Source organism: Janthinobacterium sp., from assembly GCF_009923995.1.
GTDB lineage: Bacteria > Pseudomonadota > Gammaproteobacteria > Burkholderiales > Burkholderiaceae_D > Janthinobacterium.
Map to the genome: position 1 here is coordinate 95,108 of NZ_RFSK01000001.1, position 20,679 is coordinate 115,786.

16 protein-coding genes are annotated in these 20,679 nt (G+C 66.6%); 12 read left to right on the plus strand and 4 right to left on the minus strand.

The window, feature by feature from the left end; all coding sequences use genetic code 11:
• Positions 1–50 precede the first annotated feature (50 nt).
• Positions 51–1,790: an EAL domain-containing protein gene (locus EBS11_RS00515; RefSeq protein WP_290599716.1), complete on the plus strand. Its 1,740-nt coding sequence runs from the start codon at positions 51–53 to the stop codon at positions 1,788–1,790.
• Positions 1,787–3,283 carry an HDOD domain-containing protein gene (locus EBS11_RS00520; protein ID WP_290599718.1) on the plus strand — a complete coding sequence of 499 codons (1,497 nt, stop codon included), beginning with the start codon at positions 1,787–1,789 and terminating at the stop codon, positions 3,281–3,283. The genes EBS11_RS00515 and EBS11_RS00520 overlap by 4 nt, the downstream gene beginning before the upstream one ends.
• 120 nt (positions 3,284–3,403) lie before the next feature.
• On the opposite strand, the gene aroC is transcribed toward EBS11_RS00520, so the two are convergent.
• The gene (gene aroC, locus EBS11_RS00525) at positions 3,404–4,498 is read right to left on the minus strand and encodes a chorismate synthase (RefSeq protein ID WP_290599720.1); all 1,095 of its coding nucleotides are present in this window, start codon (positions 4,496–4,498) and stop codon (positions 3,404–3,406) included.
• A 423-nt stretch (positions 4,499–4,921) separates the two neighbouring features.
• Between aroC and EBS11_RS00530 the strand changes: the two genes are divergently transcribed.
• On the plus strand, positions 4,922–7,180 hold the full coding sequence (locus tag EBS11_RS00530) for an EAL domain-containing protein (RefSeq protein ID WP_290599722.1): 2,259 nt from the start codon (positions 4,922–4,924) through the stop codon (positions 7,178–7,180).
• A 72-nt stretch (positions 7,181–7,252) separates the two neighbouring features.
• Here EBS11_RS00530 and EBS11_RS00535 read toward each other — a convergent pair whose 3' ends face one another.
• Positions 7,253–7,699 carry a CBS domain-containing protein gene (locus EBS11_RS00535; protein ID WP_092709205.1) on the minus strand — a complete coding sequence of 149 codons (447 nt, stop codon included), beginning with the start codon at positions 7,697–7,699 and terminating at the stop codon, positions 7,253–7,255.
• Between the two features lie 247 nt (positions 7,700–7,946).
• Positions 7,947–8,570: a 2OG-Fe(II) oxygenase gene (locus tag EBS11_RS00540; protein ID WP_290599724.1), complete on the minus strand. Its 624-nt coding sequence runs from the start codon at positions 8,568–8,570 to the stop codon at positions 7,947–7,949.
• A gap of 284 nt (positions 8,571–8,854) precedes the next feature.
• On the opposite strand from EBS11_RS00540, the gene EBS11_RS00545 reads away from it, so the two are divergent.
• From EBS11_RS00545 to EBS11_RS00555, 3 genes are read left to right on the plus strand one after another with little or no spacing between them, the layout of a single operon-like run.
• On the plus strand, positions 8,855–10,165 hold the full coding sequence (locus tag EBS11_RS00545; RefSeq protein ID WP_290599726.1) for an O-acetylhomoserine aminocarboxypropyltransferase: 1,311 nt from the start codon (positions 8,855–8,857) through the stop codon (positions 10,163–10,165).
• Position 10,166: 1 nt separating this feature from the next.
• Positions 10,167–10,979 (plus strand): alpha/beta hydrolase, encoded by an 813-nt coding sequence (locus tag EBS11_RS00550; RefSeq protein ID WP_290599728.1) that lies wholly within the window; start codon positions 10,167–10,169, stop codon positions 10,977–10,979.
• Between the two features lie 46 nt (positions 10,980–11,025).
• Positions 11,026–12,417: a PoNe immunity protein domain-containing protein gene (locus EBS11_RS00555; protein WP_290599730.1), complete on the plus strand. Its 1,392-nt coding sequence runs from the start codon at positions 11,026–11,028 to the stop codon at positions 12,415–12,417.
• Between the two features lie 257 nt (positions 12,418–12,674).
• Here the strand turns inward: EBS11_RS00555 and EBS11_RS00560 are convergent, their stop codons facing one another.
• The gene (locus tag EBS11_RS00560; protein WP_290599731.1) at positions 12,675–14,051 is read right to left on the minus strand and encodes a YihY family inner membrane protein; all 1,377 of its coding nucleotides are present in this window, start codon (positions 14,049–14,051) and stop codon (positions 12,675–12,677) included.
• Between the two features lie 67 nt (positions 14,052–14,118).
• Between EBS11_RS00560 and wrbA the strand changes: the two genes are divergently transcribed.
• The 6 genes from wrbA to EBS11_RS00590 are packed head-to-tail and all read left to right on the plus strand — an operon-like array spanning position 14,119 to position 20,650.
• Positions 14,119–14,727, plus strand: a complete 609-nt coding sequence (wrbA, locus tag EBS11_RS00565; RefSeq protein ID WP_290599732.1) for an NAD(P)H:quinone oxidoreductase — start codon at positions 14,119–14,121, stop codon at positions 14,725–14,727.
• Complete coding sequence (locus EBS11_RS00570) at positions 14,724–15,137, plus strand: DUF2069 domain-containing protein (RefSeq protein ID WP_290599733.1); 414 nt, start codon at positions 14,724–14,726, stop codon at positions 15,135–15,137. Before wrbA ends, EBS11_RS00570 begins: the two co-directional genes overlap by 4 nt.
• Positions 15,138–15,148: 11 nt before the next feature.
• Positions 15,149–16,564 (plus strand): FAD-binding oxidoreductase, encoded by a 1,416-nt coding sequence (locus EBS11_RS00575; RefSeq protein ID WP_290599734.1) that lies wholly within the window; start codon positions 15,149–15,151, stop codon positions 16,562–16,564.
• Positions 16,561–16,989 (plus strand): DUF4124 domain-containing protein, encoded by a 429-nt coding sequence (locus tag EBS11_RS00580; protein ID WP_290599737.1) that lies wholly within the window; start codon positions 16,561–16,563, stop codon positions 16,987–16,989. Before EBS11_RS00575 ends, EBS11_RS00580 begins: the two co-directional genes overlap by 4 nt.
• Positions 16,977–19,574: an FtsX-like permease family protein gene (locus tag EBS11_RS00585; RefSeq protein ID WP_290599739.1), complete on the plus strand. Its 2,598-nt coding sequence runs from the start codon at positions 16,977–16,979 to the stop codon at positions 19,572–19,574. Before EBS11_RS00580 ends, EBS11_RS00585 begins: the two co-directional genes overlap by 13 nt.
• Positions 19,574–20,650 (plus strand): carotenoid 1,2-hydratase, encoded by a 1,077-nt coding sequence (locus EBS11_RS00590; protein ID WP_290599740.1) that lies wholly within the window; start codon positions 19,574–19,576, stop codon positions 20,648–20,650. Before EBS11_RS00585 ends, EBS11_RS00590 begins: the two co-directional genes overlap by 1 nt.
• Positions 20,651–20,679 lie beyond the last annotated feature (29 nt).

Genomic DNA, 20,679 nt, shown 5'->3' on the forward strand with positions numbered 1-20,679 from the left:
TGCCCTGCCGCGGGCACCAGCACTGATAAAAAAAGGTAAAAGCCAGCACGATGTTTTCCAGTACCCCATCCGCCGCCCACCGCGAAGCTCGCCACGAGCTGGACAACCTCATGGAAGAGGCTGGCGACGTCGTGTTCCGCCTCGATGCGGACGGCTTGATCCTGTTTGCCAGCAAGCGCGCAGCCACCCTGTTCGGCGCGCCCAACGGCCTGTCCGGCCACCTGCTGCTGCCGCTGGCGGCCGAGGCCTCGCGCGCGGCGCTGCAGGCGGCGCTGGAAGACGCCCTGGAAGAACCGGGCCGCCTGGAAGTGCGCCTGCAGACGCCGGACCAGGAAATCTGGTTCGAGCTGCGCCTGTCTTCCTATATGAACGGGGCCGGCATCGCCGAACTGCTGGTGGTGGGCCGCGACACGTCGGCCCAGCACAACACGGAAGAACGCCTGCGCCACATGGCCACGCACGATGCGCTCACAGGCCTGCCGAACCGGCTGCTGCTGTCGGACCGCATCCGCATGGTGATCGCCCAGGCGGCGCGTTCTGGCCAGGGCTTTTCCGTGGCCACCATCGGCCTCGATGGCTTCAAGAAGGTCAACGATGGCCTGGGCCACCCCGTCGGCGACGCCGTGCTGCGCCTGGCCGCGGCGCGCCTGCGCAAGACCCTGCGCGACAGCGACACCCTGGCGCGCGTGGGCGGCGATGAATTCGTCGCCGTGCTGCCCGGCAGCGCCACGGACGCGCAGATCAAGCTGGTGACGGGGCGCCTGCTGGCCACCCTGCAGGCGCCGTTCGAAGTCGATGGCCACACCATCTACGTGGGCGCCTCCGTCGGCGTATCGATCTATCCGTTGCACGCGGAAGACGAAGTGCGCCTGGTGGCGCTGGCCGATGCGGCCATGTCGCGCGCCAAGGAAACGGGCAAGGCCCGCTGCCTCGTCTACAGCCCGCGCCTGAACGGTCCGTCGGAACACGACATCTCGCTGGAAGCGGCCATGTTCCACGCCGTGCGCGAAGGCGAATTCCTGCTGTTCTACCAGCCCATCGTCGACGCCCGCACGCGGCAGATCCAGGGCTTCGAAACCCTGATGCGCTGGAAGCACCCGACCCTGGGCCTGGTGCCTCCCGTGCGCTTCATCCCCATCGCCGAGGCGAACGGCCTGATCAACCTGCTGGGCGCCTGGGCGCTGAAGGCTGCCTGCGTCCAGCTCAAGCAGTTCCAGGAAGTGGCCAGGCGGGCGCTGTACATGTCCGTCAACATCAGTCCGCGCCAGTTCCGCAACGACAAATTCCTCGACGTGCTCGATGACGCCCTCGCCTTCTCGGGGCTGTCGGGCGAACACCTGGTGCTGGAAATCACGGAAGGCACCCTGATGATCGATCCCGTGCACGCGGAAACCATCCTCGGCAAGATGACGGAGCGCCGCGCGCGCATCGCCATCGACGATTTCGGCACCGGCTATTCCTCGCTGGCCTACCTGAAGCGCTTCCCCATTTCCGTGCTGAAGATCGACCGCACCTTCATCAAGGACCTGCCCGAATCGAGCAAGGACGCGGCCATCTGCAACACCATTCTCGACCTGGCCAAGCACTTGAACCTGTCGGTGGTGGCCGAAGGCGTGGAAACGGAAGAACAGATGCATTTCATGGAATCGCGCGGCTGCCACTATGTGCAAGGCTACCTGACGGGCAAACCGATGCCGGCCCACGCCGCGCTATCGGCCTTGAGCGAAAAAACCTATGCGGCGCTGGTGCCCACGCCGCCTGCCAATGAACCGCGCGGAGGGGTGCAATGAATCCAGGCCATTTCACGGTGCCGACACAGCTCGGCAAAAACACCCTGGACCTGCTGTGGGCGCGCACGCGCCAGCAGGGCGACATGCCCGGCTTCGCGAAAGCCATCAGCGCCATCCTGGGCGCCATGCGCGGCGAGGACGACCACGAATTCGACATCACGCAAACGGTGCTGTCGGACCCCGTCCTCACGCACAAGGTGCTCAGGCTGGCCAACAGCGGCATGTATTCGGCCTTCGGCCAGAGGGTCAACACGGTGTCGAAGGCCGTGCTGGTGCTGGGCATCGATGCCATCGGCCACCTGGCGCTGGGCCTGAAGCTGATCGAGGAACTGTCGCAGGCCTCGCCCGACTCCGTCAGCGCCCACGTGGAAATGGAAAAGGCCGTGCTGGCCGGGATGGTGGCGCAGCAGGTGGCCACCAGCGCGGGCAGCCTGCAGGCCGAGCAGGCCGTCGTCTGCTCCATGCTGCATACGCTGGGACGCATGATGGTGACGTTCTACATGACGGATTTCTGGGCCCGCATGCAGGCGCACGCGGGGCCGGGCAACGAGGCGGCCGCCGCGCGCGAAATCCTCGGCCTGTCGCTGCCGGAAGTGGGCTATGCCACGGCCGCCCACTGGGGCTTGCCGCAGCACCTGATCAGCGGCATGCGGCCGATGGACCCGTCGCCCGACAACTTGCCCGTCAGCGGCGCCGACTGGATGGCGGGCCTGTCGACGATGGCGGCGCGCTGCGCCGACTCGCTGTGGCATGACGATGCGGCCGGCACGGCGCAGGTGCACGCGCTGATCGACGACTATGCGGGCACCCTGGGCATCGCCGCCACGGACCTGGTGGTAGCCGTCGACAAGGCCAAGGCCATGGCGGCGGCCGACCTGTCGATCGCCCCCCTGTCGAAACCGGCCGAACGGCGCGCGCGCCAGCTGGCCTCGACGCGCATGCGCGCCGAAGGCAACCGCGTCCTGATCAGCGGCCTGGCCGACCTGCGCGGCGCCATCGGCAGCGCCAGCCCGGGCCAGATGGTGTCGATGGCGCTGGAAACCCTGCACCAGGGCTTTGATTTTTCGCGCTCGGTGGCCTTCGTGCGCAACCACAAGGACCATCTGTATTCGGCGCGCATCAGCCTGGGCGACGGCATGGCCGACCTGCAGGACCTGATGGTGTTTGGCGACGCATATGAGCCGAACGTCTTCCATGCGGCCCTCAACAGCGACCGCGTGATCTTCATCGACAATGCGCGCGATCCGAAATTTGCCGCCAAGCTGCCGCAATGGTGGAAAGCGACGCTGTCGGAAGCGCGCAGCTTCGTCGTGCTGCCCCTGTCGGCCAACGGCCACCCCACGGGCTTCCTGTATGGTGACTGGGACGACAGCTTCCCGCCCATCCAGCTGAACCAGACGGAATTCAACCTGATCAACGATATCCGGGCCTTGCTGGTGCAGTCGGTGGAGATGCGCCACCAACTCGAGCTGGTGGCAAATAAGGTGGCGTGAAATTTACAAGCCCACGGCGAAATTGCCGGGGTCAGTCGCTTCGCGATCGGAATACGTCCCATTGGGACGCATTCTCCCGCCGGGTCTGCCCCCTGCCCTTCCGTCGCGAGCTGCTAAAACTTATTTCAGCTTCGGCGTATTCACGCTGACATCGCCGCACTGCGCGCGATGCATCAGGGCGTGGTCGATCAGCACCAGCGCCAGCATGGCTTCGGCGATGGGCGTGGCGCGGATGCCCACGCAGGGGTCGTGGCGGCCGAAGGTTTCCACCATCACGGGATTGCCCTCTTTATCGATCGAGCGGCGCGGCGTGCGGATCGACGACGTCGGCTTGATGGCGATGGACACGCTGATATCCTGCCCTGTCGAGATGCCGCCCAAGACGCCGCCGGCGTGATTGCCGATGAAGCCGTCCGGCGTCAGTTCGTCGCCGTGCTCGGAACCCTTTTGCGCCACCGAGTCGAAACCGGCACCGATTTCCACGCCCTTGACGGCATTGATGCCCATCATGGCGTAGGCGATGTCGGCGTCGAGCTTGTCGTAGATGGGCTGGCCCAGGCCGACGGGCACGTTCTGCGCGATGACATCGATGCGCGCGCCGATGGAATCGCCGTCGCGGCGCAGCTGGTCCATCGCCGCTTCCATGCGCGCGATCAGGTCGGCATCATCGCTGGCGGCAAAGAAGGGGTTCGCATGCACGTGCTCCCAGGACTGGAACGGCACGGGAATGTCGCCCAGCTGGCTCATGCAGCCCTTGAAGGTGGTGCCGTACTGCTGCAGCAGCCATTTCTTGGCGATCGCCGCCGCGCCCACGACGGGCGCCGTCAGGCGCGCCGAGGAACGCCCGCCGCCGCGCGGGTCGCGCACGCCGTATTTATGCCAGTAGGTGTAGTCGGCGTGGCCGGGACGGAAGCTTTCCGCGATATTGCCGTAATCCTTGCTGCGCTGGTCTTCATTGCGGATCAGCAGCGCGATGGGCGTACCCGTCGTCACGCCCTGGTACACGCCGGACAGGATCTCGACCGTATCGGATTCCTGGCGCTGCGTCACGTGGCGCGAGGTGCCCGGTTTGCGGCGGTCCAGCTCGGGCTGGATATCGGCTTCCGACAGGACCAGGCCCGGCGGACAGCCGTCGATCACGCAGCCGATGGCCGGACCATGCGATTCGCCGAAAGTGGTAACAGTAAACAGCTTGCCAAAAGAATTGCCGGACATAGTAGGAAGTGTGAGGACTGGAAAACACAATTCTACCAGCCTGCGGGGCAGGCCATGCCGCTAATGCCGCGCCTGGCCCCGATATTCCCCCTCCCCCAACGCGTCACTTTACAATCTCCCGTGCTTTTCATGTAAAAAATACCAAATATGAGTTGCAATCATGCAATACAAGAAATATTGCTCGACGGAATAGATTTAAAAAAACATTTTGCTTATTAAATAGCTATATACTTGGATCAAAGCGCGCTACACAATACCGGTTGCAAAACCGGATTTGGGCTGCGCCGAGAGCGCGTCACAAAATGCCCAGGGCTAGGCGTCGTTGCCGAAGACAGTACGCAAGTACGGCGAGGCAACGCAACAACGCCATGGGCTTTTGTGACGTGCTCGTAAAAATATCGAGTCATCCTGGAGAAGCTATACATGCCCGCACCGATCATCCCCCTTGACGCCAACAAGGACGATCACGACGACCTGGTATTCCTCGATGAACAACCAGCGCCGCTGACGGCCGCGCCGCGCAGCGTCTGGCGGGTGATGATCATCGACGACGATGAAGACGTCCACTCCACCACCACTTTCGCGCTGGGCAACCTGGAAATGCAGCACCGGCCGCTGGAATTCGTGCACGCCTATTCGGCCGGCCAGGCGCGCGAGCTGCTCAAGCATGAAAGCGACATCGCCGTCATCCTGCTCGACGTGGTGATGGAACAGGACGACGCGGGCCTGCACCTCGTGCGCTACATCCGCGAAACCCTCAAAATGACGGACGTGCGCATCATCCTGCGCACGGGGCAGCCCGGCTATGCCCCCGAAATCGACGCCATCCGCGATTTCGACATCAACGATTACAAGACCAAGTCGGAATTGACGCGCATCAAGCTGTTTACCACGGTGACGGCGGCCATCCGCTCGTACGACCAGATCCGCTCGATCAGCAGCAGCCGGCGCGGCCTGGACCAGATCGTGCACGCCAGCACGCAGCTGATGGCCCTGCACGGCGTGCAGAACTTCTCGGCCGGCGTGCTGGCGCAGATCGCCGACCTGCTGGGCATCCGCGCCGATGGCGTGCTGTGTGTACAGGACATGCCGGACAGCGGCGGCAAGGAGCTGCTCGTGTCGGCCTGCACGGGCAGTTTTTCCGGCTTGCCGCACAGCGCCCTGTGCGGCCTGCAGAATCCCCGCGTGATGGCCGCCATCGAGCACACCCTGACGCAGCGGCGCAACGTGTACGCGCACGATTACGCCACGCTGTACTTCGCCGGCAAGGCCAGCCGCGACGCGGCCGCCTACCTGCTGCTGCCGCGCCCCCTCACCGCCATCGATGAAAGCCTGCTGGAAGTGTTTTGCAGCAACGTCGCCGTGGGCCTGGACAACGTCGAGCTGGTGTCCCACCTGCACAATGCCGCCTTCTACGACCAGCTGTCGAAACTGCCGAACCGCACGCGCCTGGTTGAAATCCTCGACGCCACCCTGGCCGGCCCCGCGCGCGACGATGCCACCCTGTCGCTGGTGGACCTGGACCACTTTGCCGAGACCAACGACGCGCTGGGCCACCAGTTCGGCGACCTGCTGCTCGTCGCCGTGGCGGGCCGCCTGCAAACCCAGCTGGGTTCGCAGCTGACCGTGGCGCGCCTGGGCGGCGACATCTTCTGCGTGCTGGGCGACTCCTCGCAAGTCAATCCGGCCAATATCCTGGCCCTGTTCCAGACCCCGTTCAGCATCGACGGCCAGGACGTGCAATTGTCCGCCACCCTGGGCCTGGTGCGCCTGGGCGAGCACACGGGCACGGGCGCCGACGCCCTGAAGGACGCCGACATCGCCCTGAAACGGGCGAAAAGCCAGCAGCGCGCCGGTCACTTCTACTTTTCGCGCAGCATGGGCATCGAAATCCGCGAGCGCGTGCGCATGATGCACGCGCTGCGCACGGCCTTCAGCCAGGGCCAGCTGTTCGTCGTCTACCAGCCGCAGATCGACCTGACGACGCGCCGTCCCGTGGGCGCCGAAGCGCTGCTGCGCTGGCAGACGCCGGACGGCAAGTTCATCTCGCCCGACCGTTTCATCCCCATCGCCGAGTATTCCGGCATCATCATCGACCTGGGCGAATGGGTGCTGCGCACGGCCTGCCGCGAACTGGTGCTGCTGCGCGAGCAGGGTCACCGCAACTTCGTCATGTCCGTCAACGTGTCGCAAGTGCAGTTCCGCCACCCGCTGTTCCTGGAAATGCTGCGCGCGGCGCTGGAAGAGACGCAGGCGCCACCCGAGTTCATCGAGCTGGAAATCACGGAATCGATGGCCATGGAAGAGCCGGACATGCTGATCAAGATGTTGTGGCAGATCAAGCAGACGGGCGTGAGCATCGCCATCGACGACTTCGGCACGGGCTTCTCGTCGCTGTCCTACCTGCAGCGCCTGCAGGTGGACCGCTTAAAAATCGACAGGGCTTTTGTGACGGAAATCACGGGTTCCGCGCGCGGCAGCAGCATCGCCGAAATGGTCATCCAGCTGGGCCGCAACCTGGGCCTGGCCGTCATCGCCGAAGGCGTGGAAGACGAGCGCCAGGCGCAGATCCTGCAGGCCCTGGGCTGCCCCATGGCGCAAGGCTTTTTGTTCGCCCGCCCCATGACGGCCAGCGCGCTGGGCAGCTGGCTGAACAACGAGGCGCTGCAGGGGGCGGCGTAGGCGGCGCCAGCCGCCCTGCCCCATGCAAAACGCCGGCATACGCCGGCGTTGTGTTGACTGCATGAACGAAGCTCAGTCCGCCGTTTCGGCCGGCCAGTCGCGGATGTAGGCTTTCAGCATCTGGTTTTCGAAGCTTTGCGCTTCCAGCACGGCGCGCGCGACGTCGTAGAAGGAGATGACACCCAGCAAGGTCTTGGCGTTCATGACGGGCAGGTAGCGCGCGTGCTTTTCCAGCATGATGCGGCGCACTTCATTGACTTCCGTGTCGGGCGTGACGGTGATCGGGTGGTCATCCATGTGCTTGCGCACGGTGCCGCCGCCGATCTGGCCCGCGTTTTCATGCAAGGCGTTGAGCACCTCGCGGAAGGTCAGCATGCCGACCAGGTCGCCAAATTCCATGACCACCAGCGAACCGATGTCTTTTTCAGCCATGGTATTGGCCGCGTCAAGCAGGGGCTGGTCAGGCGTGACCGTGTAGAGGATGTTGCCCTTGACTTGGAGAATTTCAGATACTTTCATATTGGCCGTCCTGTCCGCGTGAGTGGTATTTTAGTTATTCTAAGCCCTTACTGCGACTGTAGCCTATGCCTGCGGAAAAATCCAGCCTTGCGCGTAATCAAATCGAGGGGAAAGACGGGCGAGAAAAACGTGGCGGGCGAATGCGCGGCGCGGCAGGCAGGCACGGCGGCTCATGGACACTGGCGCCGGGCCGGCGCATGCCGCCGGCAAGCGCGCCGCGACGCGCCGTGGTGTTGTTCAGGCGGCTTCAGCCGCGGCGGCGGAACCAGCCAGCGATCGACAATCGCTGGCGCGCCGTCGGCAGCACCTCGTGCAGCAGCTCGGCCGACAAAAACATGGCCATGCGCCCCGCTTCGGGCGCGATATCCACGCTGGGACCGCCATCGGGGTGCAGCCGCAATGCACCGCCGTGCTCGGGCAGCCAGTCCTCGTTGAGGTACAGCACGACGGAGACGGTGCGCTTGTCGTCGTCGCGGAAACGGTCCAGATGGGCCCGGTAAAAGGCGCCCGGCCCGTACAGGGCGAAATGGCTTTCGTATTCGTCCAGGCCCAGGAACAGCTCCCTGTTCAGGGTCTGGCGCAGCGTTTCCATGTGCGCCAGGTAGCGGTCGCAGGCGCTGGAGCGCCCCGTTTCCAGCCACTCGATATGGTCGCCGCGGATCTCCGGCTGCAGCAGCGGCGCATGGCCGCTGCCCACACCGGCGCCCTTCATGTTGCCATTTAGCATGGATTGCACGCATTCGGCAGCCAGCTGGCGACTCAGTTCGGGAGGGATGAAATGGTCCTGCATGACCCAGCCTGCGTGGCACAGGCCGTCGACGACAGATGGTCCGGGAACGGCAAGGGCGCCGTCGAACGATATTGCGGGCATAAAATCTTTCCTGGTGGACATGCGATGAGAGTTCGCCTGAAGCCCAGGATTTCGCTGGCACGTGACGGTCTACCCTGCGGCGCGGCGCACGCGCACAGGTAAAACAGCCCGAATATCGCTGATCCGATATCCTACCACCGCCGTGCCGCGCCGGTCACTTTTTTTACACTTCAGGTTACACGCCCTGCCCGCAGGCATGGCGCCATGCGCCCCGCACGGCAGCCCTTTTGCTCAACTGCAAATCAGGTTACGATCTTGCCACTATAAAACTTGGCGGAGACACCATGAGCGGCCCGAAATACCCCGGCTTTGACACCCTATCCCTGCATGCGGGCGCCGCGCCCGACCCGGCCACGGGCGCGCGCGCCACGCCCATCCACTTCACGTCCTCGTTCGCCTTCAAGAGTTCGGACCATGCGGCCTCGCTGTTCAACATGGAGCGGGCCGGCCACGTGTACTCGCGCATCTCGAATCCCACCAACGCCGTGCTGGAAGAGCGCATCGCCGCCCTCGAAGGGGGCGTGGCAGGCATCGCCACGGCCAGCGGCCAGGCCGCCATGCACCTGGGCCTGTCCACCATCGCCGGCGCCGGCTCGCACATCGTCGCCTCGCGCGCCCTGTACGGCGGCTCGCACAACCTGCTCGCCTACACCCTGAAACGCTTCGGCATCGCCACCACCTTCGTCGATCCGCGCGACCCGGACGCCTGGCGCGCCGCCATCCGCCCCGAAACAAAGGTGCTGTTCGCGGAAACCCTGGGCAATCCCGGCCTCGACGTGCTGGACATCCCGACGATTGCCGCCCTGGCCCACGAACACCACCTGCCGCTGATGCTCGATTCGACCTTTACCACGCCGTACCTGCTGCGCCCCTTCGAGCACGGCGCCGACCTGGTGTTCCACTCGGCCACCAAGTTTTTATGCGGCCACGGCACCGCCATCGGCGGCCTGCTCGTCGACGGCGGCACCTTCGACTGGCAGGCGGCCTACGACAGAACGGGCCGCTATGCCGAACTGTGCGAGCCCTACGAGGGCTTCCACGGCATGGTCTTCGCCGAGGAATCGACGGTGGCGCCGTTCGCCCTGCGCGCGCGGCGCGAAGGCTTGCGCGATTTCGGCGCCGTCATGAGCCCGCACAACGCCTTCGCCGTCCTGCAGGGCATCGAAACCCTGGGCTTGCGCATGGACCGCCACGTGGCCAACACGCGCAAGATCATCGACTTCCTGCTGGCCAATCCGGCCGTGGAATCCGTGTCCTATCCCGAGCTGCCGTCGCATCCCGACTACGCGCTGGCGAAGACCCTGCTGCCGAAGGGCGCGGGCGGCGTGTTCACCTTCAACCTGCGCGGCGACCGCGCGGCGGGCCAGCGCTTCGTCGACAGCCTGAAGATCTTCTCGCACCTGGCCAACGTGGGCGACGCCAAGTCGCTCGTCATCCACCCCGCCTCCACCACGCATTTCCGCGTGCCCAACGAACAGCTGGAGCAGGCGGGCATCACGCAGGGCACCATGCGCCTGTCCGTGGGGCTGGAAGACGCGGACGATTTGATCGAAGACCTGGCCCGTGGCCTGAAACTGTCGCAGAAAGGCGCCTGACATGCAGTTCACCATCGATAACACCACGGCCTATTGCTACACGGGCGGCAAGCCATTCAAGCCGGAGCAGCCGACGGCCGTCTTCATCCACGGCGCGCAGAATGACCATAGCGTGTGGGCCCTGCAGACGCGCTATTTCGCCCACCACGGCTGGAACGTGCTGGCCGTCGACCTGCCGGGTCACGGCCGCAGCGGCGGCGCGGCGAAAACCAGCGTGGAGGAACTGGCGCAGTGGGTCCTGGCCGTGCTGGACGCGGCCGGCGCGGCCAAGGCCATGCTGGCCGGCCACAGCATGGGCTCATTGATCGCGCTGGAAGCGGCATTCCTCGCGCCCGGGCGCATCAGCCACCTGGCCATGCTCGGCTCGACCTACCCGATGAAAGTCTCGCCCGCCCTGCTGGAAACGTCATTGAGCGACGAGCAGGCGGCCATCGACATGGTCAATATCTGGTCGCATTCGTCGATCGCGCAAAAGCCCTCGTTCCCCGGCCCCGGCTTTTACGCCATGGGCGGCGCGCGGCGCCTGAAACAGCGCATCGCCGCCATCAACCCCGAGCACGTGTTTCACACGGATTTTTTTGCCTGCAATGCCTACGCGAACGGCGAAATCGCCGCCGCTTCGGTACACTGCCCCACTTTGTTCATTTTCGGCGCGCGCGACATGATGACGCCCCCCAAGTCGACCCGGCTGCTGACCTCAAGCATCGCGCATGGCACGGTGGTGCAGGTCGACAGCGGGCACGAATTGATGGCCGAACAGCCGGACGCCGTGCTGGACGCGCTGTTTGCGTTCGCACAAGGCACGTCGGCATGACGGCCTGCCGCGCACGTGTTTTTTAGGATTCTAGGATAGACGCACCATGTTGTTGAATACCCTGTTGGACGAATTGACCGGCCGCGGCAGCGGCACGGAGGCGGCGCGGCGCGAGCGCTACGACTGGCTGGAGCAATTGCGCTGCGCCAACCCGCAGGCGGCCGAGGGCGGCCCCATGGCCGGCATCCCCGGCCACCACTGGTACCGGCTGCCGCAGGCGCTGGGCGTGGCGGGCCAGCGGACGGACCTGCTGGTCGGCACCCTGAACGCCCAGTACCTCGTGTTCGCCGGCCGCCACGCGGCCGCCTTCGCGGCCGAACTGGGCCTGCAGTACGACGCCAACAACCGCATCGACCGCCCGGGCGGCCTCGATGCGCTGCTGGACGCCTATGAAGAAGAGGCCGACGGCGGCTGGAACACCTTGCCGGCCGGCCCGCCGGCGCCGCCGCTGGCGGGCTGGGACGAAGTGTATTTCCGCGTGCGCGACCTGAGCGACGGCAAGGCCATCCAGAGCGTCACCACCATCGCCTACGAAAGCAGCCGCTTCCCCGGCCACACGCTGCTGGGCACGACCCTGGTGGGTGCCGGCGCCATCGCCCACGACGACGACACGGCCGCCTATCTGCGCCAGGTATTTGCCGACTGGGCCATCCAGCGCGAGTGCGCGGACGCTTGCCGGCCAGCGCAGGAACCGTGGCCCCATGCACCGCGCCAGGCGCCGCCCGCCGCCTTTGATTTTGCGCAGAACCTGCGCTACCTCGACACCCTGCTGGCCGCCTATGCGCGCGCGCAGACGCAGGCGGAAAGCGACGGCGGCGACGCGGCCTACTGGGCCTGCGCGGCCGCCAGCACGGCCTACCAGGTCTTTTCGCTGCGCTATACGGCCGGCTTGCCCCTGCCGGAAGTGGCAACGGCACTGGAAGCGGCCGTCGCCGCCTGCGAGTCGGCGCGCGCGGCCCTGGCCGACGCCTACGGTGACGACGCCTTGCCTGCCTTTGATTTCGAACAATTGACGGATTACGCGCGCACCCTGCAACTGCTGGGCGCCAGCCTGCTGTTCGGCCGCCACGACCTGGCCATGCGCCTGGCCGCCCTGCAGACGGCCTTCGATGGCGAGGATGGCGTGTACGAGGCGCTGCTGGCCGCCGTCTACCCGCGCCGTCCCGCCGTCGACGAATGGTATTTCGCCGCACCCTACACGGCCCTGTACGACGGCCTGCACGCGGACGATCCCGCGCAGCAGCTGGCGCACCTGCGCCATTACCTGGCCACCTGGCACCCGGCGCTGGTGCAGGAGGACTGGTTCAACGGCCATCTGCGCACGCAGGGCCCGGGCGGCTACTACGGCCTGTGGGCCTTCGAGGCGGCCGCCGTGGCGCAACGCCTGGGCTTGGACCGCAGCGCGCTGGTCCACTGGCTCATGCCGCCGGAACCCTGAGTCCACAACCGCCGATGGGCTGACCCCGCGGCACCACGCCGGACGGGAAGTCGGCGGAGCGTATCGCCCTCGTTGGCCGGCACATCCGGCTGCCCGCGCTGCGGGACTTTGCCTGGCCGGACCAGCAAGCCGACGCCATGGCCGGGGGCCTGGCGCCGCATCGGCGGCGCTCCGTCAACCTGCACGGCGGCGAGGACGCGTATTATCTGGGCGCGGTGCGGCAGGCGGCGCTGCGCCCCGCACTGCTGTAAACGAGGTCAGTTGCAGCGCACTTCCCCGAAATGCTGCGCCAGGCTCATGCCCAGGCCCTGCTCCACCGCGTTTTCCACCTGCGCCGCCAGCGCGGCCGCTTCCTCCGCCGCCTTGATGTCGCGCTCGTTGGTGGAACCGGCCGGGTAGCCGGAATTGACGCGCATGCCGCCGAAGACGAACAGGCGGTAGACGTCGGCCAGGGTGATGCGGTTGACATTGCCCAGCAAGACCCAGTGGTCGGAACTGTCGGCGACGCGCTTGCCCCACTGCACCCGCACGGCTCCCTCCACGTTGACCCTGCCCACCCAGCCCTGCAGCACCATCTTGTCGAGCAGGTTTTCCATCTCCTCGAAGCCCAGGCGCGTGCTGCGGCGGATCTCGGCCGCGCCCACCAGGGCCGAATCGGCGCAGTGGCACGCCTGGTGCAGCACTTTCAGGATGGCGACGGCGTCGACGAATTCGCTGCCCGGCGCCGCCTCGTACCACCAGCGCTCGTATTTCACGACGGGCAAGGCGGCCACCAGCAAGGCGCCTACCAGGGTGATCATCCAGCTCAGGTATATCCACACGAGGAACAGCGGCAAGGCGGCCAGCGCGCCGTAGATGCGCGAATAGGTGGGGAATTCCTGGATGAATTCACCGAAGCCCCGCTTGGCCACCTCGAACGCCAGCGCGGCCAGCAAGCCGCCCCAGGCCGCATCGCGCCAGTCCACGTCGCGGTTCGGCACGGCGATGTACAGCAGGGTGAACGCCAGCATGGTCAGGCCGATCGATACCAGGGTATAGAACACGGTGCCGAGGAAGGGCACGGCGCCCACCACGCCGCTGGTGGCCATGAAGAGGCGCGACGTCACCGTCAGCGACACGCCCACCAGCAGCGGGCCCAGGGTGACGATGGCCCAGTAGACGAGCAGGCGCTTGGTCCAGCGGCGCTCCTGGCGCACGCGCCAGATGCGGTTGAAGACGCGCTCGATCAAGCCCATCATGCCCACCGAGGTGACGATCAGGGCGCCCGCGCCGATGGCCGACAGGCGCGTGGCCTTCGAGGCGAACGTCGTCAGGTAGTCGAGGATGGTGTTCGAAATGCCCTTGGGCATGACGCTTTGCACGAAATAGTCTTCCAGCGCGTGGCGGAAGGTGTTGAATAAGGGAAACGTCGTGAAGATGGCCAGCGCCAGGGTGAGCAGCGGCACCAGCGCGAATACGGTGGCAAACGTGAGGCTGCCCGCCACCTGCGGCAGGCTTTCCTCGCGCACGCGGCGGCGCGCGAACTGCAGCAGGTCGCGCGTTTCGGACCACGTCAGGCCGCGCACGGCATCGAGGCCCAGGCCCAGGACCCGCCACAGGTATTGAAAGAACGGGAAGATATAGTTTGAAAACATGTGCAAAATCAGAACGGCGCCATGACAGCAGTCGTATCAGGCTGTAAAGCGCCCTATAATACCAACGATGAAGCCAACCAATCTGATTATTCTTGTATTGTTTTATTCACGCCATGGCGCCACGCGCCAGCTGGCCGAACTGATAGCCCAGGGAGTGGAAAGCGTGCCAGGCTGCGATGCCCGCCTGCGTACCGTGCCTGCCGTCTCCACGGTGACCGAGGCGACGGCGCCCGAGGTGCCGCCCGATGGCGCGCCCTACGTGGAACTGGACGACTTGCAGGAATGCGCTGGCCTGGCCCTGGGTTCGCCCACGCGCTTCGGCAACATGGCCGCCGCCATGAAGTACTTCTGGGACGGCACGGCCAGCGACTGGCTGGCCGGCAGCCTGTCCGGCAAGCCCGCCTGCGTGTTCACCTCCACGGGCAGCCTGCACGGCGGCCAGGAATCGACCCTGCTGTCGATGATGATCCCCCTCTTCCACCACGGCATGCTGGTCATGGGCCTGCCCTACACGCATGCTGAACTGATGACGACGTCCACGGGCGGCTCGCCCTACGGCGCCACGCACTGGTCGGGCATAGACGGCGACAAGGTCATCAGCGAGGATGAAAAGCGCCTGGCCATCGCGCTGGGCCGGCGCCTGGCGGAAAACGCCGCGAAACTGGCAGGCGCATGATGCACGGCGCGCTGCACAAATACCTGCACTGGGGCGCCATCGCCAGCCTGGCCACCCTGATCGTCTGGTGCGTGCTGTGGGAAATGCTCGTCGCCCCCCTGCATCCGGGCGGCTCCTGGGTCGCCCTGAAGGCCGCGCCGCTGCTCATCCCCCTGTATGGCGTCATCAAGCGCGACGTCTACACGCTGCAATGGTCGTCGATGGTGATCCTGCTGTATTTTACCGAGGGCGTGGTGCGCGGCTACAGCGACACGAATCCCGTCTCGGCCATGATGGCCTGGGGCGAGGCGGCCATCGTCTGCCTGTATTTCATCTGCGCCGTGCTGTATCTGCGCCCGTATAAAAAGGCGGCAAAGCGCATGGCCAAAGAGCTGCTGGACAAAGTGAACAAGGTGAGTATCAAGAAATGAATGAACAGTCCATGAGCGAACAAGCCGAATTCCTCGCCGCCTGCCGCGCCCTGCTGGGCGATGCCTACGTGCTCACCCTGGATGCCGATATGGCGCCCTTCCTCACCGACTGGCGCGACCGGTTCACGGGCAAGGCGCTGGCCGTGCTGCGTCCCGCCACCGTGGAAGAAGTGGCAGGCGTGCTGCGCGCCTGCGCGCAATGGCGGATTCCCGTCGTGCCGCAAGGTGGCAACACGGGCCTGGTCCTGGGCAGCATCCCGGACGCCGCCGGCACGGCCATCGTGCTGTCGCTGGCGCGCCTGAACGCCATCCGCGCGCTCGATCCCGTCAACCGCACCATCACCGTGGACGCGGGCTGTATCCTGCAAACCATCCAGGAAGCGGCCAGCGCCGCCGGCTGTCTGTTCCCCCTGTCGCTGGCGGCCGAAGGCAGCTGCACCATCGGCGGCAACCTGGCGACGAATGCGGGCGGCACGGCTGTGCTGCGTTACGGCAATACACGCGAACTGTGCCTGGGCCTGGAAGTGGTCACGCCGCAGGGCGAGATCTGGAGCGGCTTGCGCGGTTTGCGCAAGGACAATACGGGCTATGACTTGCGCGACCTGTACATCGGCGCGGAAGGCACCCTGGGCGTCATCACCGGCGCCGTCATGAAACTGTATCCGCAGCCGAAAGCCTGCATCACGGCGCTGGCCGCCATGCCGACGCCCGCCCACGCCCTGCGCCTGCTCTCGCTGATGCAGGACCATTGCGGCGCCAGCCTGACGGGTTTTGAATTGATGTCGCAGTACTGCCTGCAGCTGGTGGCGGAGCAGTTCCCCCAGCTGCCCCGCCCCTTCACCGACGCGCACGGGCAGTATGTGCTGCTCGAATTATCGAGCAGCCAGTCCGAGGCGCACGCCGTGGAATTGCTGGAAGCGAGCATCGGCGCGGCGCTGGAAGACGCATTGATCGACGACGCCGTCGTCGCCAGTTCCGTCGCGCAGTCCGAAGGCCTGTGGCAGCTGCGCGAGCACATTCCGCTGGCCCAGGCGCAGGCGGGCAAGAACATCAAGCACGACATCTCGCTGCCCATTTCCTGCATCGCCGACTTCATCGCCATCACGGATGCGGCGTTGGAAGCGGCCTTCCCCGGCTGCCAGCTCGTGTGCTTCGGCCATCTGGGCGACGGCAACCTGCACTACAACGTGGCGCCGCCGGCCGGCATGACGGACCGCGACTTCCTGTCCAACCAGGACGCCATCAACCGCATCGTGCACGACCAGGTCCACGCCTTTGGCGGCTCGATCTCGGCCGAACACGGCATCGGCGCCCTGAAGAAGGACGACCTGGCGCGCTACAAGTCGCCGCTGGAACTGCAGCTGATGCGCGCCGTGAAGCAGGCGCTGGACCCGCAGAACATCATGAATCCGGGAAAAATCCTGTGAAAACGCCATTTCTCCTGTTCGCCCTCTGCGCGGGCCTGGCCGGCCATGCCGGCGCGCAGGACATCTACAAATGCGTGCAGGACGGCCACACCAGCTACAGCGCCACGCCCTGCGCGGGCGGGCAGCTGCAGATCCTGGAAGTGCCCTCGCCGCCGCCCGCCGTCGACAAGGGTGCGGCCACGCGCCAGGAGCGGGTGGCCAGCCAGCTGGAAGCGGCGCGCAAGAAGCATGAGCAACTGGAAGACCAGGCACGCGCCAGGGCCGCGAAACAGGCCGAAATCCATGACAAGCATTGCGCGCAGCTGCGCCTGGAGCAGAAATGGGCGGCGCAGGACGCCGTCGGCGCCGGTGACAAGAACCGCGACGCGGCCCAGCTGAAGGCCCGCCGCGCCGGCGAACGCCTGGCCGTCGAATGCCTGCATTGAGTGCGCCGGCAGCAAACCCTGCGGGAGCGCGCCTGCTGTCGCGCTGGCTGCTGCTGGGCGAATGGCGCGCCCATCCCGTGCGCGCCGTCGTCGCCATCCTCGCCATCGCCGTGGGCGTGTCGCTGGGCTTTGCCATCCACCTGATCAATGCGGCCGCCTTCAACGAATTTTCCACGGCCGTGAAAAGCCTGTCCGGCCAGGCCGACGTGCAGGTGGCCGGGCGCGAAGCGCTGTTCGACGAAAGCATCTACCCGTGGCTGGCGCAGCGCGACGGCGTGGCCGTGGCCTCGCCCGTGCTGGAACTGCAGGCCGGGGTGGCCGGCAGCACCGGCAAGGATGGCGGGGCGCTGCACATCCTGGCGCTCGACGTCTTCCGCGCCGGCTTCATCTCGCCCGACCTGATCGGCGCGCCCGCCGAAGGCCAGCCTTTCGACACCCTGGCCGACGACGCCCTCTTCCTGTCGCCGGCCGCCTTGCGCTGGCTCAAGGTGGCACAGGGCGACACGCTTGCCCTGCAGTCGGGCACCGGCAGCGTGGCGCTGCGCGTGGCCGGTTCGCTGCAGCGGGCACGCGCCGGCCAGCGCATCGCCGTGATGGACATCGGCGCGGCGCAGTGGCGCTTCAACAAGACCGGCAAGCTGTCGCGCATCGACCTGAAACTGCGCCAGGGCGTCAACCGCGACGCCTTCCAGGCCGATCTCGCGCGCGCGCTGGAAGCGCAGTATCCGGGACGCTTCCGCGTGGGCCAGCCCAATGACGAGAACCAGAATAGCCGCAACAATAACCTGAGCCGCGCCTACCGCGTCAACCTGACGGTGCTGGCCCTCGTGGCCCTGTTTACGGGCGCCTTCCTCGTGTTTTCCACGCAGGCCCTGTCCGTCATCCGCCGCCGCAGCCAGTTCGCGCTGTTGCGCGTGCTGGGCATGGAGCGGGGAACGCTGCTGCGCCAGGTGCTGCTCGAAGGCGCCAGCCTGGGCATCGTCGGCGCGGCGCTGGGCATCGCCGGCGGCTACGCCATGGCGGCCATCGCCCTGCGCTACTTCGGCGGCGACCTGGGCGCCGGCTATTTCGCGGGCGTGCAGCCGCAGGTGCAGTTCACGCCCGTCGCCGCCTTCGTCTACTTTGCCCTTGGCCTCGGCGTGGCCTTGCTGGGCTGCGCCGCGCCCGCGCTGGAAGCGGCGCGCGCCGCCCCCGCCATCGCCCTGAAATCGGGCAGCGAGGAAGTCGTGACGACGCGCCTGGCCAAGACCTGGCCCGCGCTGGCCTGTTTGCTGCTGGCCGGCGCCCTGACGTTTTTGCCGCCCGTGTTCGAGCTGCCCCTGTTCGGCTACCTGTCCATCGCCCTGCTGCTGATCGGCGCCATCGCCCTGATGCCGCAGCTGGCGGCCGTCGTCTTCCGCGCCCTGCAAGGGGCGTGGCTGCGCACGGAGGCCAGCAGCCATGCGCCCGTGCGCAGCCTGACCCTGGCGCGCCTGGCGAACGCCTCGGGCCAGGCCGGCATCGCCCTGGGCGGCGTGCTGTCAAGTTTCAGCCTGATGGTGGCCATGGCCATCATGGTGTCGAGCTTCCGCGTCTCCGTCGACGACTGGCTGCTGCAGATTCTGCCGGCCGACCTGTATGCGCGCACGGTCTCCGGCGCGGGCACCGGCGGCCTGAACCCCCATGAACAGGATGCCATCCTCGCCCTGCCCGGCGTGGCCAGGGTGGATTTCCAGCGCCTGCGCTCCCTGTCGCTGGCGCCCGACCGCCCCAACGTCATCCTCCTGGCGCGCCCCGTCAACCTGGCCGCGCCGGAAAAAAGCATGGTGCTGGTGGGCGATTCCCTGCCCGTGCCGCCAGGCAGCCGGCCCGTGTGGCTGTCCGAGGCGGCGGCCGACCTGTACAGCCGCAAGCCGGGCGAGCGCATCGAGCTGCCGCTGGCCGGCGGCCTGCACCCATTCTTCATCGCCGGCATCTGGCGCGACTATGCGCGTTCTTCCGGCGCCATCCAGATGCCGCTGGCCGACTACCGCGCCCTGACGGGCGACATGGACGTCAGCGACGCGGCCCTGTGGCTGGCCAAGGATGCCACGGGCGAGCAGCTGCAGCAGCGCCTGAAGGCCCTGCCCTTCGGCGCCAGCCTGGAAGTGTCGAACCCGTCGGCCATCCGCGCCCTGAGCCTGCAGATCTTCGACCGCAGCTTCGCCGTCACGTATCTGCTCGAAGCCATTGCCATCGTCATCGGCCTGTTCGGCGTGGCCGCCACCTTCTCGGCGCAGACCCTGGCGCGCGCCCGCGAATTCGGCATGCTGCGCCACGTGGGCGTGACGCGCGGGCAGATCCTGTCCATCCTGGCGCTGGAAGGCGGCGCGCTGACGGCGCTGGGCATCGCCACCGGTTTCATTTTGGGCCTCCTGATCAGCTTTGTGCTGGTCTTCATCGTCAATCCCCAATCGTTCCACTGGACCATGCAGCTGCACCTGCCCTGGCCCCTGATCGCCACCGTGGCGGGCGCCCTGCTGACGGCTGCGGCCCTCACGGCCCTCGTCGCGGGCCGCCAGGCGCTGTCCGCTGGCCCCATCCGCGCCGTCAGGGAGGACTGGTAATGCGCCGTGTTTTCATCCTGTCATTGGCGCTGGCCTTGCCTGCCCTGGCCGCGCCGCCCGCCTTCGCCCCCGTCACCCCGCTGCCGGCCGGCCAGACCCTGCGCCTGCCGCACGATTTCGGCGCCCATCCCGCATATAAAACGGAATGGTGGTACGCCACGGGCTGGGTCAAGACCGCCGCTGGCGAGCAGCTGGGCTACCAGGTGACCTTCTTCCGCAGCGCCACGGCCACGGACGCGGACAACCCCAGCGCCTTCGCACCGAAACAGCTGATCATCGGCCATGCAGCCCTGTCCGACCCGAAGGTGGGCAAGCTGCTGCACGACGAGAAAAGCGCCCGCGAAGGCTTCGGCCTGGCCTACGCCAGGGTGGGCGACACGGACGTGAAACTGGACGGCTGGCGCATGCGGCGTCAGGCCGACGGCACATACCAGGTCAGCCTGGCCGCGCGCGACTTCAATCTGCAGCTGACCCTCGCGCCCACCCAGCCCGTGCTGCTGCAAGGCGTTGGCGGCTACTCGCGCAAGGGCGCGCGCCCGGCGCAAGCGAGCTATTACTACAGCCTGCCGCAGCTGGCTACCCGCGGCACGATTGCGCGCGCGGGCGGCAAGCCGGAAGCCGTGACGGGCACCACCTGGCTCGATCACGAGTGGTCCAGCCAGGTGCTCGATGCGGACGCCAGCGGCTGGAACTGGATAGGCGCCAACCTCGATGACGGCGGCGCCCTGATGGCCTTCCAGATCCGCAGCAAGACAGGTGCTAAACTATGGGCGCACGCGACATGGCGCGATGCGTCCGGTAAGATGACGCAGTTTGCCCCCGGCGACGTCGATTTCACGCCCACGCAGCTGTGGCGCTCGCCCCGCACGCAAGCCGAATACCCGGTCGCCACCGAGATCCGCACGGGCGCCACGCGCTGGCAGGTCAAGCCCCTGCAGCCGGACCAGGAACTCGATTCGCGCAGATCCACCGGCGCCGTGTACTGGGAAGGCGCCGTGACGGTGGAGCGCGACGGCGAGCCGGCGGGCCGCGCCTACCTGGAAATGACGGGCTACGTGCAGCCGATGAAGTTATAAGCAATACAAAATACAGTACCTACCAAGCG

What these genes read in the sequence shown, in the direction of transcription:
- EBS11_RS00570 (WP_290599733.1), top strand. Translation starts at nt 14,724, where the DNA reads ATGATGCACGGCGCGCTGCACAAATACCTGCACTGGGGCGCCATCGCC.
- wrbA (WP_290599732.1), top strand. Translation starts at nt 14,119, where the DNA reads ATGAAGCCAACCAATCTGATTATTCTTGTATTGTTTTATTCACGCCAT.
- EBS11_RS00535 (WP_092709205.1), bottom strand. Translation starts at nt 7,699, where the DNA reads ATGAAAGTATCTGAAATTCTCCAAGTCAAGGGCAACATCCTCTACACG.
- aroC (WP_290599720.1), bottom strand. Translation starts at nt 4,498, where the DNA reads ATGTCCGGCAATTCTTTTGGCAAGCTGTTTACTGTTACCACTTTCGGC.
- EBS11_RS00585 (WP_290599739.1), top strand. Translation starts at nt 16,977, where the DNA reads ATGCCTGCATTGAGTGCGCCGGCAGCAAACCCTGCGGGAGCGCGCCTG.
- EBS11_RS00575 (WP_290599734.1), top strand. Translation starts at nt 15,149, where the DNA reads ATGAGCGAACAAGCCGAATTCCTCGCCGCCTGCCGCGCCCTGCTGGGC.
- EBS11_RS00520 (WP_290599718.1), top strand. Translation starts at nt 1,787, where the DNA reads ATGAATCCAGGCCATTTCACGGTGCCGACACAGCTCGGCAAAAACACC.
- EBS11_RS00555 (WP_290599730.1), top strand. Translation starts at nt 11,026, where the DNA reads ATGTTGTTGAATACCCTGTTGGACGAATTGACCGGCCGCGGCAGCGGC.
- EBS11_RS00590 (WP_290599740.1), top strand. Translation starts at nt 19,574, where the DNA reads ATGCGCCGTGTTTTCATCCTGTCATTGGCGCTGGCCTTGCCTGCCCTG.
- EBS11_RS00540 (WP_290599724.1), bottom strand. Translation starts at nt 8,570, where the DNA reads ATGCCCGCAATATCGTTCGACGGCGCCCTTGCCGTTCCCGGACCATCT.
- EBS11_RS00545 (WP_290599726.1), top strand. Translation starts at nt 8,855, where the DNA reads ATGAGCGGCCCGAAATACCCCGGCTTTGACACCCTATCCCTGCATGCG.
- EBS11_RS00515 (WP_290599716.1), top strand. Translation starts at nt 51, where the DNA reads ATGTTTTCCAGTACCCCATCCGCCGCCCACCGCGAAGCTCGCCACGAG.
- EBS11_RS00560 (WP_290599731.1), bottom strand. Translation starts at nt 14,051, where the DNA reads ATGTTTTCAAACTATATCTTCCCGTTCTTTCAATACCTGTGGCGGGTC.
- EBS11_RS00530 (WP_290599722.1), top strand. Translation starts at nt 4,922, where the DNA reads ATGCCCGCACCGATCATCCCCCTTGACGCCAACAAGGACGATCACGAC.
- EBS11_RS00550 (WP_290599728.1), top strand. Translation starts at nt 10,167, where the DNA reads ATGCAGTTCACCATCGATAACACCACGGCCTATTGCTACACGGGCGGC.